General features: G+C 68.1%; 13 protein-coding genes and 1 pseudogene. 6 read left to right on the top strand and 8 right to left on the bottom strand.

The features are described from left to right. Positions 1–35: 35 nt before the first annotated feature. Positions 36–1202, bottom strand: a complete 1167-nt coding sequence (locus tag DJ81_RS14650) for an FAD-binding oxidoreductase (protein WP_094590317.1) — start codon at positions 1200–1202, stop codon at positions 36–38. Positions 1203–1343: 141 nt separating this feature from the next. Between DJ81_RS14650 and DJ81_RS14645 the strand changes: the two genes are divergently transcribed. The 5 genes from DJ81_RS14645 to DJ81_RS14625 all read left to right on the top strand — a co-directional run bounded on the left by DJ81_RS14645 (position 1344) and on the right by DJ81_RS14625 (position 8047). Next, positions 1344–2327 carry an ornithine cyclodeaminase family protein gene (locus DJ81_RS14645; RefSeq protein WP_094590315.1) on the top strand — a complete coding sequence of 328 codons (984 nt, stop codon included), beginning with the start codon at positions 1344–1346 and terminating at the stop codon, positions 2325–2327. Between the two features lie 172 nt (positions 2328–2499). Then, complete coding sequence (locus DJ81_RS14640) at positions 2500–3780, top strand: amidohydrolase (protein WP_094590313.1); 1281 nt, start codon at positions 2500–2502, stop codon at positions 3778–3780. Between the two features lie 93 nt (positions 3781–3873). Further along, on the top strand, positions 3874–4521 hold the full coding sequence (locus DJ81_RS14635) for a hypothetical protein (protein WP_094524942.1): 648 nt from the start codon (positions 3874–3876) through the stop codon (positions 4519–4521). A 459-nt stretch (positions 4522–4980) separates the two neighbouring features. Beyond that, on the top strand, positions 4981–6618 hold the full coding sequence (locus tag DJ81_RS14630) for a BCCT family transporter (RefSeq protein ID WP_094590311.1): 1638 nt from the start codon (positions 4981–4983) through the stop codon (positions 6616–6618). Positions 6619–6685: 67 nt separating this feature from the next. Next, complete coding sequence (locus DJ81_RS14625; protein WP_094590309.1) at positions 6686–8047, top strand: aminotransferase class III-fold pyridoxal phosphate-dependent enzyme; 1362 nt, start codon at positions 6686–6688, stop codon at positions 8045–8047. Positions 8048–8356: 309 nt separating this feature from the next. Here the strand turns inward: DJ81_RS14625 and DJ81_RS14620 are convergent, their stop codons facing one another. The 5 genes and pseudogenes from DJ81_RS14620 to DJ81_RS14600 form a co-directional block, all read right to left on the bottom strand. After that, on the bottom strand, positions 8357–8581 hold the full coding sequence (locus tag DJ81_RS14620; protein WP_094558335.1) for a HalOD1 output domain-containing protein: 225 nt from the start codon (positions 8579–8581) through the stop codon (positions 8357–8359). A 39-nt stretch (positions 8582–8620) separates the two neighbouring features. Next, entirely contained in the window at positions 8621–9001 is a 381-nt protein-coding gene (locus DJ81_RS14615) for a hypothetical protein (RefSeq protein ID WP_094590307.1), read from the bottom strand. A gap of 92 nt (positions 9002–9093) precedes the next feature. Beyond that, positions 9094–9753: a helix-turn-helix domain-containing protein gene (locus tag DJ81_RS14610; protein ID WP_094590305.1), complete on the bottom strand. Its 660-nt coding sequence runs from the start codon at positions 9751–9753 to the stop codon at positions 9094–9096. Positions 9754–10021: 268 nt separating this feature from the next. Next, a pseudogene (locus DJ81_RS18875) lies at positions 10022–10310 on the bottom strand (pyridoxal-phosphate dependent enzyme); the annotation flags it as partial. Next, a complete protein-coding gene (locus tag DJ81_RS14600) occupies positions 10307–11629 on the bottom strand; it encodes an amidohydrolase (protein ID WP_094581816.1) in 1323 nt (440 codons plus the stop codon). The gene DJ81_RS14600 and the pseudogene DJ81_RS18875, both read right to left, overlap by 4 nt. A gap of 135 nt (positions 11630–11764) precedes the next feature. Between DJ81_RS14600 and DJ81_RS14595 the strand changes: the two genes are divergently transcribed. Continuing rightward, positions 11765–12751 (top strand): D-2-hydroxyacid dehydrogenase, encoded by a 987-nt coding sequence (locus DJ81_RS14595; RefSeq protein WP_094525999.1) that lies wholly within the window; start codon positions 11765–11767, stop codon positions 12749–12751. 63 nt (positions 12752–12814) lie between these two features. Here the strand turns inward: DJ81_RS14595 and gdhB are convergent, their stop codons facing one another. Continuing rightward, a complete protein-coding gene (gene gdhB / locus DJ81_RS14590) occupies positions 12815–14101 on the bottom strand; it encodes a glutamate dehydrogenase GdhB (protein ID WP_094590301.1) in 1287 nt (428 codons plus the stop codon). A gap of 140 nt (positions 14102–14241) precedes the next feature. Continuing rightward, entirely contained in the window at positions 14242–15423 is a 1182-nt protein-coding gene (locus DJ81_RS14585) for a M24 family metallopeptidase (protein WP_094526001.1), read from the bottom strand. Between the last annotated feature and the right edge of the window lie 61 nt (positions 15424–15484).

The raw sequence follows: 15484 nt of genomic DNA, 5'->3' as shown, positions 1-15484 counted from the left end.
GCCCCCTCCCGCTCTCACTGCCGCCCCGCGGCCGTTCAGGCGACGTGTCGCTCGCTGAGCGTCTCTCCGCGCTCGAACCGGTCCAGCGACAGCGGCGAGGCGTCGAGGAGGGCCGTCTCCCCGTCGACGGCGAGGTCGGCGGCGATCCGGCCCGCGGCGGGCGCGTGTTGGAAGCCGTGGCCGGAGAACCCGGCGACGGTCACGAGGCCGGGGAGCGTCTCCTCGACGATCGGGTGGTGATCGGGCGTGACCGCGTACAGCCCGGCCCAGCCGCGCTTGATCCGCGTGTCGGGGCCGAAGTACTCGGCGTAGTCGGCGGCGTGCTCGACCGCGCGCGCCGCCCACTCGACGTCCATCCCCTCGTCGTAGGCGTCGGGGTCTCGCGCGGGGTCCGCCTCGTCGAAGTGGCCCCCGACGAGCGCCGCCCCGTCCCGCTCGGGGCGGAAGTACGAGCCCGTCTCGAGGTCGATCGTCAGCGGGACCGACTCGGGGACCGGCGGCGCGGGGTCGACCACGGCGATCTGTCGGCGCCGGGGCGATATCGGGAGGTCGACGCCGGCCATCGCGCCGACCGTCGCGGCCCACGCGCCCGCGGCGTTGACGACGCGGTCGACCTCGCGGCGCTCGGTGTCCGTCGCGCCGGCCGCGCGGACGTCCGCGCCGACGACGCGGTCGCCCTCGCGGTGGAGGCCCGTGACGGCCGTCTTCGTCCGGACGTCGACGCCCAGTTCGCGGGCGGCCGCGGCGTATCCCTGGACGGCGAGGTTCGGGTCGGCGAACCCGTCGTCGGGGTTGTACGCGGCCGCGACGAACGGCTCCGGGTCGAGGCCCGGACAGCGTTCGGTCGCCGCCGCCGGCGTGAGCAGTTCGCTCTCCGCGCCGAGCGAGCACTGCATGTCGACGTTCGCGCGGAACCCCTCCGCGACCGCCTCCGTCCGAGCCAGGAGCAGGTAGCCGGTCTTCCGCAGCCCGATGTCGACGCCGAACCGCTCCTCGAAGGCGTCCCACACCTCCTTGCTGGCGAGTGAGAGCTCGACGTTCACGCGCGAAGAGAACTGCGACCGGATCCCGCCGGCCGAGCGGGCGGTGCTGGCGTTCCCGAGCGACCCCTTCTCGACGAGGGTCACGTTCGCGCCGCGGTCGGCCAAGGCGTACGCGGCCGAGAGCCCGACGACGCCCCCGCCGACGACCAGTGTGTCCATACCTCTCGATCGGCCCCGGAGATCATAAACCTCCGACGCCGGTCGGCTCCCCTCGCGACCTCGCCGTCGCTCGGAGAGCGAGCCGGCCCGAACGGATCCCCCGACGAACGGGCTAAGTCGCCGTGGTGCGACGACCCGGGCATGGTGCTCGCACTCTCCGCGGAGGCGGTCGACCGCCGCCTCGACCTGGCGTCGCTCGTCGACGTGGTGGACGACGCGTTAGTCAAGCAGGCCGCCGGCGAGGTCGAACGGCCGCATCGGCCGCATTTCTCGGTCGGCGCGGGCCTCGACGGCGATGACCCCCTCGGAACCGGCATCGCGATGCCGGCGTACGTCCACGGCGCGGACCACTACGCGACGAAGCTCGTCGGCGTTCACGAGGGGAACGCGGAGCGCGGGCTCCCGACGATCAACGCGCAGATCGTGCTCACGGAGGCCCGAACGGGTCTCCCGAAGGCGTTCATCGCGGGGACGGCGATCACGAACGCCCGAACCGGCTGTATCGGGGCGGTCTCGGTCCGGGCGTTGGCTCCGGAGCCGGACGGCGAGGGGCTCACTCTCGGCGTCGTGGGGGCCGGCGCACAGGCGCGCTGGCAGACGCGGGCCATCGCGACGATCGCGGCGCTGTCGGACGTGCGGGTCCACTCGCCGAGCGACTCGCGAGAGGCGTGTGCGGCGGACCTGCGCGACGAGGGGGTCCCGGCGCGCGCGGTCGACACGCCCGGCGAGGCGGTCGCGGGCGCTGACGTGGTCGTGACCGCGACGACCGCGACCGAGCCCGTCTTCCCGCCCGACGCGCTCAACGAGGGGACCCTCGTCGTCGCGGTCGGCGCGTTCACGGCGGAGACACAGGAGCTCGATCCCCGCGTGCTCGACCGCGCCGAGCGGGTGTTCGCGGACGTGCCCGAAGAGTCCGCCGAGACCGGCGACCTCCTCGCGAGCGACCTCGACGCCGACGACCTGGTCGAACTCGGCGTCCCCCTCGCGGACGGGTACGTCAGGGAGTCGCCCGACGGGGTGTTGGCGGTCGTGAGCGTCGGGTCCGCGACGCTGGACGCCGCGGCGGGCGAGGCGGTCTACCGGCGGGCGGTCGAGGCGGGCGACGGTACCGAGGTCGAACTGTAGCCCGGTCGACGCCGGCTCGCCGACGCGGACGACCGACGGCTCGGCCGAAACCGCGGGCGATGTCGGCCGCGGGCGACGCGGACCGACCCTCGCGGCGGACGTCGTCGACGGCGACCGGAGAGATGAGGTATCGACTATTCTTAAGTAGCCTGACCGCTTTCGCTCCGAACAGATGTCCCACGACGCGCGAGCGAGACTGAGCGACCTCCGGCGGGCGCTCCACCGCCACCCGGAGCCGGGGTGGCGCGAGTTCCGGACGACGGCGCGCGTCGTCGAGGAGCTCGAACGGATCGGCGTCGACGAGGTCGCCGTCGGCCGCGACGCCCTCGCGACCGACGCGCGGATGGCCGTCCCCGACGACGACGAGATACGCCCGTGGCTCGACCGCGCCCGTCGGGCCGGGGTCAGCGACGACCTCCTCGAGCGCACCGCGGGCGGCCACACGGGCGTCGTCGCGACGCTCTCGCAGGGCGAGGGGCCGTGTATCGGCCTGCGCGTCGACCTCGACGCGATCTCGATCCACGAGTCCGAGGACCCCGACCACCGGCCGACGGCGGAGGGGTTCCGGTCCGAACACGACGGCTACATGCACGCCTGCGGTCACGACGCGCACCTCGCGATCGCGCTCGGCACGATCGAGGCGATCAGAGAGAGCGCGTTCGAGGGGACCCTCAAGATGTTCTTCCAGCCGGCGGAGGAGATCTCCGGCGGCGGGAAGGCGATGGCCGAGAGCGGCCACCTCGACGATGTCGACTACCTGTTCGCGCTCCACGTCGGGCTCGGCCACCCGACCGGCGAGATCGTCGCCGGCGTGGAGAGCCCCTTGGCGATGGCGCACCTGACGGCCACCTTCGAGGGGGCGAGCGCCCACGCGGGAAAGGCGCCGAACGAGGGGGCGAACGCCATGCAGGCCGCCGCGACCGCGATCCAGAACGCGTACGGGATCCCGCGCCATCGCGACGGGGCGACGCGGGTGAACGTCGGCAAGATCGAGGGCGGCTCCGCGAGCAACGTCATCGCCGAGGAAGTGACCATCGAGGCGGAGGTCCGCGGCGAGACGACCGCGCTGATGACGTACGCGCGCACCGAGCTCGAGCGGATCCTCTACGCCGCTGCCGAGCTCCACGACTGCGACGTCGCCCCGCGCGTGATCAGCGAGTCGCCGTGCGTCGACAGCCACCCGGCGCTCCGGGAGGTCGTCGGCAACGTCGCGTGGGACGTCGACGGCGTCGAGCGCGTGATCCCGTCCGAGGAGTTCGGTGTGAGCGAGGACGCCACGTACCTGATGCGGCAGGTCCAAGAGGCGGACGGGCTCGCCTCGTACTTGCTCATCGGCACGGACCACCCGACGAGCCACCACACGCCGACGTTCGACGTCGACGAGGCGAGCCTCGCGATCGGCGTCGACTTGCTAACGGAAGCGTTCGTCGAGCTCTCCCGGCGGCGCCCGTAACGGGGCGCCGGCGGGAGGCGTCGGATCGGTCGACGGGCGGGACCCGTTGGCACGACCAGTACCGTTAATCCGCTGGCCCTCGGTATTTACGCCATGAGCCAGAACGACGTGCCGGAGTCGCTGGAGGCGGCGGCCGAGTCGGACCGGCCTCGCGGTATCCTCACGCCCTCCGACCGTGACTTTCTGCTCGGACGGAAGACGGACTACACGGACCACTCGCGGAAACAGAAGCGGAACCGAATCCGCCGCCGCGTCCGGAACGCGATCCTCGATTTCAGCATCCTCTTCGAGTGTCTGGAAGAGCGGGACCGAAAGACGGTGTTCGACCCTGACGGCGAGGACCGCGAGGCGTACACGCAGGGGATCACCGACATGCTCGCGTTCCTCCATCTCGGCACGATGGGATACCACACCCCGTTCAAGGACATGCTCTCCGAGGGCGTCGGGAAGGCGGAACAGCGGCTCGCCGGGTCGAACTACCGCATGGTCAACGTGGAGTTCAACGTCGAGCCGGTCGGCCAGATCGACGTCGACGAGGTGGTCGAAAAGCTCGAGAACGACGAGTTCGCGGAGCTCACCGACGAGGAGCTTCGCGCGTTCGTCCGCCTGCTGACCATGTCGGAGTCGTTCTCGCCGGAGGAGGCCGGCGAGGAGATCAAAGATCGCGTCGACGAGTTCGCCGAGAAGCTGACGGAGAGCGCGACCTCTCACGAGCGCACGCTCGAAGAGCTGACGAACTGAACGGGTCGGCGACTCGCTCGCTCCCGCCGCCTTCTCCACCTCGGCACGCTACCCGACCGATGATCCGCTGCCGCGTACCGACTGATTTCCGCCGGTAACGGATATCGATGACACCTCGCTGCCCGCCCCGGGATCGCCCGCGTGCCGGGCCGTCGGAGATCGGGATGCCCCCGTCCAGATTCCGACGTGATTCCAGCCGGTGTTTCGGGTAGATGCGCTTTTTCTATTCAAACGTTCAATTATTTCAGATAGATATGCCAATAGCGGTGAGTCAACCGCTCATTTCAGAATACGTTGAACACATATACGGATTACATAATACGGTTATACTTTCGGACATTGAGAAACACTTATTGTGTATACCTTCGATCGACATCCCATGCCAGCACGTGGCATGGTACTCGACCGGCGGAGGGATCGCGGGCCAACTAGTGGTCACGGTCGTCGGGGTGGCCCCGTATGAGCGGTGCGGACCGGGGGATGGTCGAGGAGTTCCTCGACGAGATCGACCCCGTCGTCTTCGCGTTCGGCGCGCTGTTGACGGTCGGCGTGATCGCGGCGTTCTTCATCGATCAAGAGTTCGTCTCCAGCGGAATCGCGACCGTCCAGTCGCAGGTTCTCGCCTATCTCAACTGGGCGCTGCTGGTGATCGTGTTCCTGATCGTCGTCTTCCTGCTGTTCCTGATCGTGGGCCCCTGGGGGAAGATCAAGATGGGAGACACGGATCCGGAGTACAGCTTCCTTTCGTTCTTCGCGATGCTGTACTCGGCAGGGTTCGCGGCCGGCGTCGTGTTCTGGGGACCGACCGAGGCGCTGTTCTACTACGACAGCCCGTCGCCGCTGTTCGGCATCGAAGGCGGGACGGCGGAAGCGGTTCCGATCGCGATCCAGCAGACGCTGTTCCACTGGGCACTGCCCCAGCTGGCGGTCTTCACGATCATGGGGCTCGCGATCGCCTACTTCGCGTACAATTACGAGAACGTGCCGCTGCGCGTCTCGTCGGCGCTGACGCCCGTCCTCGGCGCTGACAACCTCGACGGCCCGGCCGCGAAGGTCATCGACATCCTCGCGGTCTTCGCGACGATCGGCGGCGTGGCGACGTCGCTCGGGTTCATCGGAAGCCAGTTCATCGCCGGCCTCAACTACCAGTGGGGGATCGACTTGGGGAACGTCGGTATCCTCCTCGTGGTGACCACGATGACGCTGTTGTTCACGATCTCGATGGTGCTCGGAGTCGACAGGGGTATCCGGCGGCTGTCGAACTTCAACATGATCCTCTTCGTCGCGCTCATGCTCGCGACGTTCATCCTCGGCCCGACCCTGTTCCTGCTCACGCTGGGGTCGCAGGCGGTGGGCGGCATGATCGCCGACTTCACCTCGATGAGCCTCTTCGCCGGCGTCGGGACCGAGGGCGGCACCGGATGGGTCAACGCGTGGACGGTGTTCTACTGGGCCTGGGCGCTCTCCTGGTCCCCGTTCGCGGGCCTGTTCATCGCCCGCATCTCCAAGGGTCGGACCGTCCGCGAGGTCGCGTTCACCGGTATCATGGCGACATCGGCGGCGACCATCCCGTGGTTCACGTTCGTCGGCGGCACCGCGCTGCAGTACCACCACACCGGCGTTGCCGACTTCGCTCCCGTGATCAACAACTTCACCCCGGAGATCTCGGGCTTCATCCTCTTCAGCGCCTTCCCCTTCGGAACGGTGTTCATGATCGCGTTCATGATCCTCGTGACGACGTTCTTCATCACCTCGGCCGACTCCTCGACGCTCGCCGTCTCGATGATGACGACCGGCGGGAAGGCGCGGCCCTCGACGATCAACCGGGTCTTCTGGGGCGTCGTGCTCGGGATGACCGCGGCCATCCTCATGATCATCGGCGGCGCGGGCGGAGCGGGGGCGCTGCAGGACGCGGTCATCATCACCGGCGCGCCGTTCGCCTTCGTCTGCTTCCTCGCGATGCTCTCGCTCATCAGAGAGTTCAGTTCGAACTACGGTCGGGTGTTACTGCAGGACGAGACCGTGCTGTACGGGGGGTCCAAGGAGAGCGACTCCCGGTCGGCCTCGTTCGAGTCCGCCGGATCCGACGACGACTGACGGCTCGCGTTCCGTTTTACCCTCGTTTATACCAAGTTTTAATGTACGGCGTATACATAATCTGTGTATGGATAGGGATACGGCTGAACCCGCCGCGGACGCGCTCCCCGGCCCGAACGCGAAGCGTTGGGTCGAGTTCCACCAGTCGCACTCCGCGCCCAGCGAGTACTCCCACGAGTTCGTCTGGGACGTGACCCGCGAGGCCGACGGACCCTTCGTCACCGACGTCGACGGCAACGTCCTCTTAGACTTCACCTGTCACATCGGCGCGGCCCCGCTCGGCTACAACAACGAGAAGGTGCTCTCGAAGCTCCGCGAGTTCGACCTCGTCGAGCCGATGAAGATCGCCGGCCAGGACATGTACTTCGGCTCCGGACCGAGCCCGGAGGAGGCCGACTTCCCGGGGTCGAGCCACCTCATGGACCGGCTGACCGACGTCTCCAGCCAGTACGGGATGGACACCGTCTTCCTCTCGAACTCCGGCGCCGAGGCGATGGAAAACGCGATGAAGATCACGCACGACCACCGGTCGCCGGCGAAGTACGGCGTCGCCTTCGACGGGAGCTTCCACGGCCGCACCCTCGGAACGCTCTCGCTGACGAAGTCGAAGGACGTGTACACCCGGCACTACCCGGAGATCAGCGGCATCGAGACGGTGCCGTTCTGCGCTGACCGCGGTTGCGACGCCGCGACCTGCGACTGCGGCTTCTTTGCCGGCGGCGGCTCGCGGCTCCGGAACATGCTCGCGCCCGAGGGCGGGCACGTCGACCCCGCGGAGATCGCCTTCCTGACGCTCGAACCGATCCAGGGCGTCGGCGGCTACCGCTTCCCCAGCGAGGCGTTCATGAACGAGGTCGCGGCCGTCACCGACGAGTACGACATCCCGCTCGTCGTCGACGAGATCCAGTCGGGGATGGGCCGCACGGGGGAGATCTGGGCGGCGGACCACTACGCCATCGAGCCGGACGTGATCGCGGCCGCGAAGGCGCTGCGCGTCGGCGCGACGATCTCCCGGTCGGAGGTGTTCCCGTCGGAGAAGAACCGCCTCGGCTCGACGTTCGGCGGCGGCGACCTCCTCGGCTCGATGATGGGGGCGTTCACGCTGGAGGCGATCGAGGAACACGACCTGCTCGACAACGCGACCCGGAGGGGGCGGCAGGCGAGGGAGCTCCTCCGCGACGACGCGCCAGACACCGTCGTCGACGTCCGCGGCAAGGGGTTGATGCTGGCGGTGGAGTTCGACACGGCGGAGCGGCGCTCGGCGGTCGTCGAGGCCTCGCTCGACCGCGGGCTCCTGACGCTCGGCTGCGGGACGAAGACGATCCGACTCCTTCCCCCGCTCGACGCGACCGAACGCGAGATCGCGCTCGGTACGGGGCTCTTCCTCGACGCGATCGACGCCGTCAGCGCGAGCGCGGCGGCGAACTGAGGAACTGAACCCGGCAGTGCGGCGCGTGTTAAATCACTCACTCGGAGAAACAGTCCGGCTCGTTTCGATCAGTACGGATCACCTGCGGACCGGATTCGGTCCGCTATCGCTTCCGTCAGGAACGCCTCGCGAGACACGGATGGTTCTGCGGTCGGGGACGCGTCAACTCACGTTTGCGGCGCGTTCGGGCTGTCGCACGCGCTCTCGCTCTGGAGGCACTTGGACACGCTCGAGTGTCTCCTCCGGACCCGTGTGCTCTGCTACTATCTCCCGCGTGAGACGTCGGTAAAGGCGGGTCTGCTTCGCATTTCACTGGATATCGATGTCACCTGCTGCAGACACACGCACCGTGTATCCACAGAATTCGAACCTGAGAGCACCGACCGAATCTCGCTGGTTCCTTTCCAAAGACATCATCAACTGATCTAGCGCATCAGGATCGATTACGTCACCCAGCGTATCATCCAACTCGGTCGGGTGGACACCTTCTTTCTCGGCGACTCTGCGCACAATCTGAACGCTGTATTTGCTCATATTGCGTCTGCTACAAATCCGGGCAAAACGCGTCGCTATTCATAATAATTCGTTTACAGAAGCCGAAACGCCGAGGATGTCGCCGGTCGTCGTAACGACCAGTTCCCGTAGAGCGGGAGCGATCGCAATGGTGTCGTTATCTCTATCCCAACTCACCATTCCGGCCTCGTTGAGCATCGGGAGGTGGACGTGGGAGAGGGAGACGTGCGTATCTGACTGCTGTTCGGTCGGGACGGCTGACGATTCGGAACCGTACTCGAGGGCCGACATTTCAGTCGCTAGCTGTGTGGTCGGGATCGGTTCCGGATGATCGGCCAAATACCGGAGCATTCTCCGCCGCTTCCGGTTGGCCAAGGCTTTGTACAGCGTATCCAACAGTTCGTCCTCGCTGAGTCGCGATAGCGGTATTGGCTCGATCATCGCTACATTAGTTATTAGTGTGTGTTATCTAAACTTGAACCCTTGTACAGTAAAGCCGATTAATGTTACAGCTGGCCTGCGTTTCTGGCCGCTCAGAGATCAAACGACGGTTGCCCAGCCATAGCGGCTCTCATCACCTTGTTCGTCGCGCGGCGGACGCGCTCCGACACCGCCTGCTCAGAGACGCCGAGTTGACCAGCCAGTTGCTCGTACGTGACTTCTCGCGGAATTTCGAAATAGCCGCGTTCGACTGCCAGTGATAGCGCTTCGTATTGGGGTTCTGTGAAGGCGTAGCTTTTTTGAAAATACTCCGAGTCGGTCAACGCCGAGACGCGCTTGAGCCGATACTCGATACCGTGTGAGGCACAGTACTCGCTGAACGCGGCCAGCCCCCCGTTATCCTCGAAGCGTATCTCGAAGGTCCACGTGTCGTCACTCTGTGCCTTGAGAATCGTCGCCGTCGTCTCTGCGAGCCCCGCGATGAGCCGTTCCGTAGGGTCTTCCCACTCGATTTTGTACAACGCCTGGTTGTCGACCCGATCCACGGCGGTAATCGACTCGACGTTCGGATGCTCTCGCATCGCCGTAACGAACTCGTCCAAATCGTCACCGTATCCCCAGATATACGGCATGATTCGGTTCCCAGTCGGGACGACCCGCTCTATTTCTACGGCGACATCAGGGAAGTTCGCGATGATCCTCCCCAGTAGAAACTGGTCAGCCTCTATGGAGAACTCGGCTAGGACGGTCATGTAACTACTACAGAGCAAAGTGTAATAATCTCTCGCACGGCTATCGAAACGCCTCTCTGAACTGGTAGAGTCCTCCGGTCTCCGTTGCCCCCCTCTCAGCTCCCGTCGACGACCGATCGCTCGACGACCGACACCCCGTTGACCTCGGCGACCGCCGTGCGGCGCGCCCGTTCGAGGGCGTCGAGTTCGGCGCCCTCGGCCGTCACGGCGTCGACGACCTCGCCGACCCGCGCCGGCCACGACGCGAGCGCGAGCCGCGCCTCGGCGACGACCTTCTCCCGCTCGGCCGGGGACAGCCGCGCCATGGCGTTGTACGCCCCGCGGATCTTGAACGAGCCGGTCCGCTGGAGCTGTTCGAGCTTGAGCCCCAGCGAATCCGCCCCGCTCATCTCGGCGAAGGTGCGCGAGGTGTCGAGCGGCGTCCGATGCGCGACGCCGGCGAGCCGGTCGCGTGCGTCCTCGACGTCGGCGCGCGTGACGGTCGCCGACGCGTCCGGCTCCCCGGGGTCCGGGTCGCTGTCAGCGCGGTCGCGGTCGTCGGGATCGCCCTCGGTCATTCGGTGGTCGGACGCGCGTCTCCGGGCGTCTCGGCGCGCGGAACCGGGTGTCGCCGTTCGAGGTCGCGGATCGCGCCGACGAGCACGTCCACGCCGTGACCGATGCTCCGCTCGTCGACGTCGAACGTCGGGGTGTGGTGGCTCGTCGGGTGGTCCGTGCCGACGATGAGGTACGAGGCGAGCCCGTCCGCCTCCTGAACGCGCTCCATCAGGAACGTCGCGTCCTCGCTCGCGCCGAAGTCCGCCGCCGGGAGCACGGTGTCGATCCCGTCGACCCCCCCGGCCACGTCCGTCACCAGCGCCTGCAGCTCCGGGTCGCTGTCCGCGCGCGGCGACTCGCTCACCACGTCGACGGTCCCGCGACAGCCGTGCATCGCCGCGGCGGCGCGCACGGTGGTCTCGAAGCGGTGTTTCATGTACTCCATCAGCGCGGTCGTCTCGCCGCGCGCCTCGGCCTCCATCCGAGCGCGCTCGGCGATGACGTTGCTCGCGGTGCCGGCCTCCGCCTTCCCGACGTTCACGCGCGTCATCCCGTCGGCGTGGCGGGCGATCCCGTACGCGTTCACGATCGCCGTCCCCATCGCCTGCATCGCGTTGTCGCCCTCGTTCGGCGCCTTCCCCGCGTGCGCCGACGTGCCCTCGATCGTCGCGTCTAAGTGCGCCATCGCCAGCGGCTTCTCGATCCCGGCGACCACCTCGCCGGTCGGGTGATCGAGGCCGACGTGGACCGCGAGCAGGTAGTCGAGGTCGTCCGCGAACCGGCTCTCCGCCATCGGGTGACCGCCGCCCCCGGTCTCCTCGGCCGGCTGGAAGAAGACGACCAGCCGCCCGGCGAAGTCGCTCTCGGCGATGGCTTCGAGGACCGCGAGCCCCCACGTCATGTGGACGTCGTGGCCGCAGGCGTGCATCGTGCCGTCGATCTCGGAGCGGAACCCCTCGTCGACGGGGTCGTGGTCGGGGTCGGTCGACTCCTCGATGAACAGCCCGTCGATGTCGACGCGGAGCCCGATTACGGGCCCGTCGCCGCGGTCGAGCACGGCGACGGCGCCGGTGTTTCCGCCGGTCATGCGGTCGAGTAGCTCCGGGTCCGCGCCGCGTTCGCGGGCGCGCTCGACCCACGGGCCCAGGTCCGCCTCGGGGACGGCCATGCGGTCGGCCGGGTCGTACGCGTCCGGGCCGATCGCGAGCTCGTCGACGCCGATCGCCCGGATCTCCTCGGCGAGCGTCGCCGTCGTGAGGAACTCGCGCCACGCCGGCTCCGGGTGGCGGTGGAATCGTCGGCGGACGCTGGCGAGCCGATCGCGGATCGGTTCGTTCATGCGAGTGGCTCTCTCACTCGACCGTCTTAAGAGTAGTTGATCGTACACAATTGTCGTGTACGTAGGATACACAAAAAGCTAAGAAACCCCCTCGCGTTGATCCGCCAACGCGTCGTTCCGACGCGCCCACCGCTCATGAGTTCACACCAGACCGCCGATCCGGACGTCGTCGTGCTGCGGGAGGGAACGGAAGGACTGTCGATGGCGTCGTACGCGGACGCGCTCCGCGAGCGGCTCCCGGACCGCACGGTCGCGCTCGCGCGGACGCCCGCCGAGGAGCGCGACCTCGTGCCGCGGGCCCGCGTCGCGACCGGCATCACGCTCGACGCCGACCTCCTCGAGCGCGCCGACCGACTTGAGCTGTTCGCGTGCACCTTCGCCGGCACCGACCACGTCCCGACCGACGCGCTCCGCGATCACGGGGTTTGCGTGACGAACGCGGGGGGCATCCACGCCCCCGGAATCGCCGAGCAGTCGATCGCCAACATGCTCGTCTTCGCGCGCGACCTCCACGAGGGGTTCCGCCGGAAGACGAACGGCGAGTGGCGCCACTTCCAGTCGCGCGAGTTCACCGACAGCACGGTCACAGTCGTGGGGCTCGGCTCGATCGGACAGGCGGTCGTCCAGCGGCTCGCCGGGTTCGAGGTGGAGACGATCGGGATCCGCTACACGCCGGAGAAGGGCGGCCCCACCGACGAGGTGCTCGGGTTCGACGACGAGGACATCCACGCGGCGTTCGCACGGAGCGACTACGTCGTGCTCGCGTGTCCGCTCAACGACCTGACCCGCGGGATGGTCGGGGAGGCGGAGCTGGCGACGCTCCCGCCCGAGGCGGTCGTCGTCAACGCGGCCCGCGGCGGCCTCGTCGACACCGACGCCTTGGTGTCCGCGCTGCAGACCGAGGGCATCCGCGGCGCCGCCCTCGACGTCACCGACCCCGAGCCGCTCCCGTCGGACCACGTCCTCTGGGACTTAGAGAACTGCCTCATCACTCCGCACACGGGCGGCCACACGCCAAAGCACTGGGACCGGTTGGCCGACATCGTCGCGACCAACGTCGCGACGCTCGAGGAGGGCGGCGAGTTGGAGAACGCGGTCGTCACGCCGGACGCGGACGACTGATCGGGCGGATCCGTATCGCGCGGTGACAGGCGCCGGGCGCGGCGCCTCAGCGCCCGCGACCCGTCAGGGCCAGAGCCCGCGCGCACCCTTCGCCTCGGCGACCCGGGACAGCGCGACCACGTAGGCGGCGTCGCGCCACGTCAGGTCGCGCGCGTCGACCTCGTCGCGCACGTCGCGCCACGCGGACAGCATCTGTTCTTCTAACTCCTCGTTGACGCGCTCCAGCGACCACGTCCGCCGGTTGATGTCCTGGAGCCACTCGAAGTACGACACCGTGACGCCGCCGGCGTTCGCGAGGATGTCCGGGATCACCGCCACGTCGCGCTCGGCGAGGATCGCGTCGGCGGCGAACGTCGTCGGCCCGTTCGCCCCCTCGACGACGATGTCGGCGTCGACGGCGTCGGCGTTGCCCGCGGTGATCACGTTGCCGACGGCCGCGGGGATCAGCACGTCCACGTCGAGTTCGAGGACCGCCTCGTTCGACAGCGTCTCCGGCGCCTCGTGGGTGAGCACCGCTTCGGGCTCCTCCTCGTGGGTTGGGACCGCGCGCGTGTCGAGGCCGTCCGGATCGTAGATCGCCCCGTTCACGTCGCTGACGGCGACGACGGTCGCGCCCCAGTCGTCGAGGAGGCGGGCCGCGTTGGCGCCGACGGAGCCGAACCCCTGCACCGCGACGGTCGCGTCGGCGATCTCGCGGTCGTAGTAGTCGACGGCCTCGCGCGTGATGATGGCCGTCGACCGGCCGGGCGCCGCCTCGCGGCCGTACGACCCCCCGATGACGGGGGGCTTCCCGGTGACGACGCCCGGGATCGTCTCGCCCTGCTGCATCGAGTAGGCGTCCATGAACCACGCCATCGTCTGGGCGTCGGTCCCCATGTCGGGCGCGGGAACGTCCTTCGTCGGCCCGACGACGTCGCGCAGTTCCTCCGCGAACCGCCGGGTGAGCCGCTCGCGCTCGTCGTCGGTCAGCGATTTGGGATCGACCGCGATCCCGCCCTTCCCGCCGCCGAAGGGGAGGTCCATCACGGCGCACTTCCAGGTCATCCACATCGAGAGGCCGGTGCACTCGTCGGCGGTGACCTCCGGGTGATACCGGAGCCCGCCCTTGTACGGGCCGCGGACGTCGTCGTGCTGGGCGCGGTAGCCGGTGAAGACGTCGACGCCGCCCTCCTCTCGTTCGAGCGGCACGGAGACCTGCTGGACCCGCGTCGGGTGTTTGAGGCGTTCGATGATCGCCGGATCGACCTCGACGTTGGTCGCGGCGCGCTGGAGCTGCTTCCGGGCGGTCGCGAGGGTCGATTCGGACTCTGTCTCTGCTTCTTCGTCGTCGACGGTGGGTGTCGTGCTCATAAGTGGTGTCGGCCGTAGCGTGGCTCGTGTGGTCGGCGCGGGACGGTTGATGCGGCGTGGTCAGCGCGGGACGGTCGGTGCGGCGTGGTCAGCGCGGGACGGTCGGTGCGACGTGGTCGGCCTCGTTCGCTCGATCTCGGTCAGGCGGTGAACAGCTCTCGGGGGAAATCGGCCAGCGTCTCCGCACCGGTGGACGTGACGCGGAACGTCTCGCTGATCTCCATGCCGATCTCGTCGGTCCAGATGCCGGGGATCATGTGGAACGTCATGTTCTCCTCGAGGACGGTGTCGTCGCCCGGGCGGATGCTCGCGGTGTGCTCACCCCAGTCCGGCGGGTAGCCGAGCCCCATCGAGTAGCCGATGCGGTCCTCCTTCTCGAGCCCGTACCGCTCGATCGTCGTGCGCCACGCCTGCTCGACGCTCTCGCACGTGACGCCGGGCTCGACCGCGTCGAGCGCCGCCTCGATCCCCTCGACGACGATATCGGCGGTCTCTTGCAGTTCGGCCGGCGGCTCGCCGACGAACGTCGTCCGCGCCAGCGGCGAGTGGTAGCGGTGCCGACAGCCGGAGAGCTCGATGATCACCGGGTCGCCCGCCTCGTACCGCCGGTCCGTCCACGTGAGGTGGGGCGTCCCCGTGTGGTCGCCCGACGGCATCAACGGGACGATCGCGGGGTAGTCGCCGCCGTACTCGTCGGTCCCGTCGATCAGCTGCTGGTAGACGGCGGAGGCGACCTCGTACTCCGGGACGCCTTCGCCGACGGCGTCGAGGCCGGCCCGCATCGCGTTCTCGGAGATGCGGGCGGCCTGCCGCATGTACTCCAGCTCTTGATCGGACTTCTTGACCCGGATCCAGCCGACGAGCAGCGTCGCGTCCGCGAACTCGGCGTCCGGGAGGTTCCCCTGCAGTCGGGTGTACGACTTCGCGGTGAAGTAGGCGGCGTCCATCTCTAAGCCGATACGGCCGTCCGCGACGTCCAGCTCCTCGAGGACGCCGGCGACGTAGTCCATCGGGTGGAGGTCTTGGGGCGACTGCACGTGGTCGTCGCTGTACGCGCGGACGCTCTCCTCGGCGAGGTGCGTCGTCGCCCGCGCGCCGTCGCCGTCCATGTCCCGACCGATCCAGATCGGCTCGTCGCGGTCGGGCGTCACCACGACCGCCTGATGGACGTAAAACGACCAGCCGTCGTAGCCGGTCAGGTAGTTCATGTTCGCCGGGTCGCTGACGACGATCGCGTCGAGGTCGCGCTCGCGCAACCGCTCTTTCGTCCGAGCCACCCGCCGCTCGTACTCCGCCTCGTCGAAGATGTGTTCCCGTGGCATGATAACAGGACGTCTACGAAGGAGATCAGACAGCAGGAGTATAAATTTATCGTGTACATTA

Origin of the sequence: Halorubrum sp. Hd13, assembly GCF_002252755.1 — an archaeon.
Taxonomy (GTDB): Archaea; Halobacteriota; Halobacteria; order Halobacteriales; family Haloferacaceae; genus Halorubrum.
This window is presented reverse-complemented; position numbering and strand designations above follow the sequence as displayed.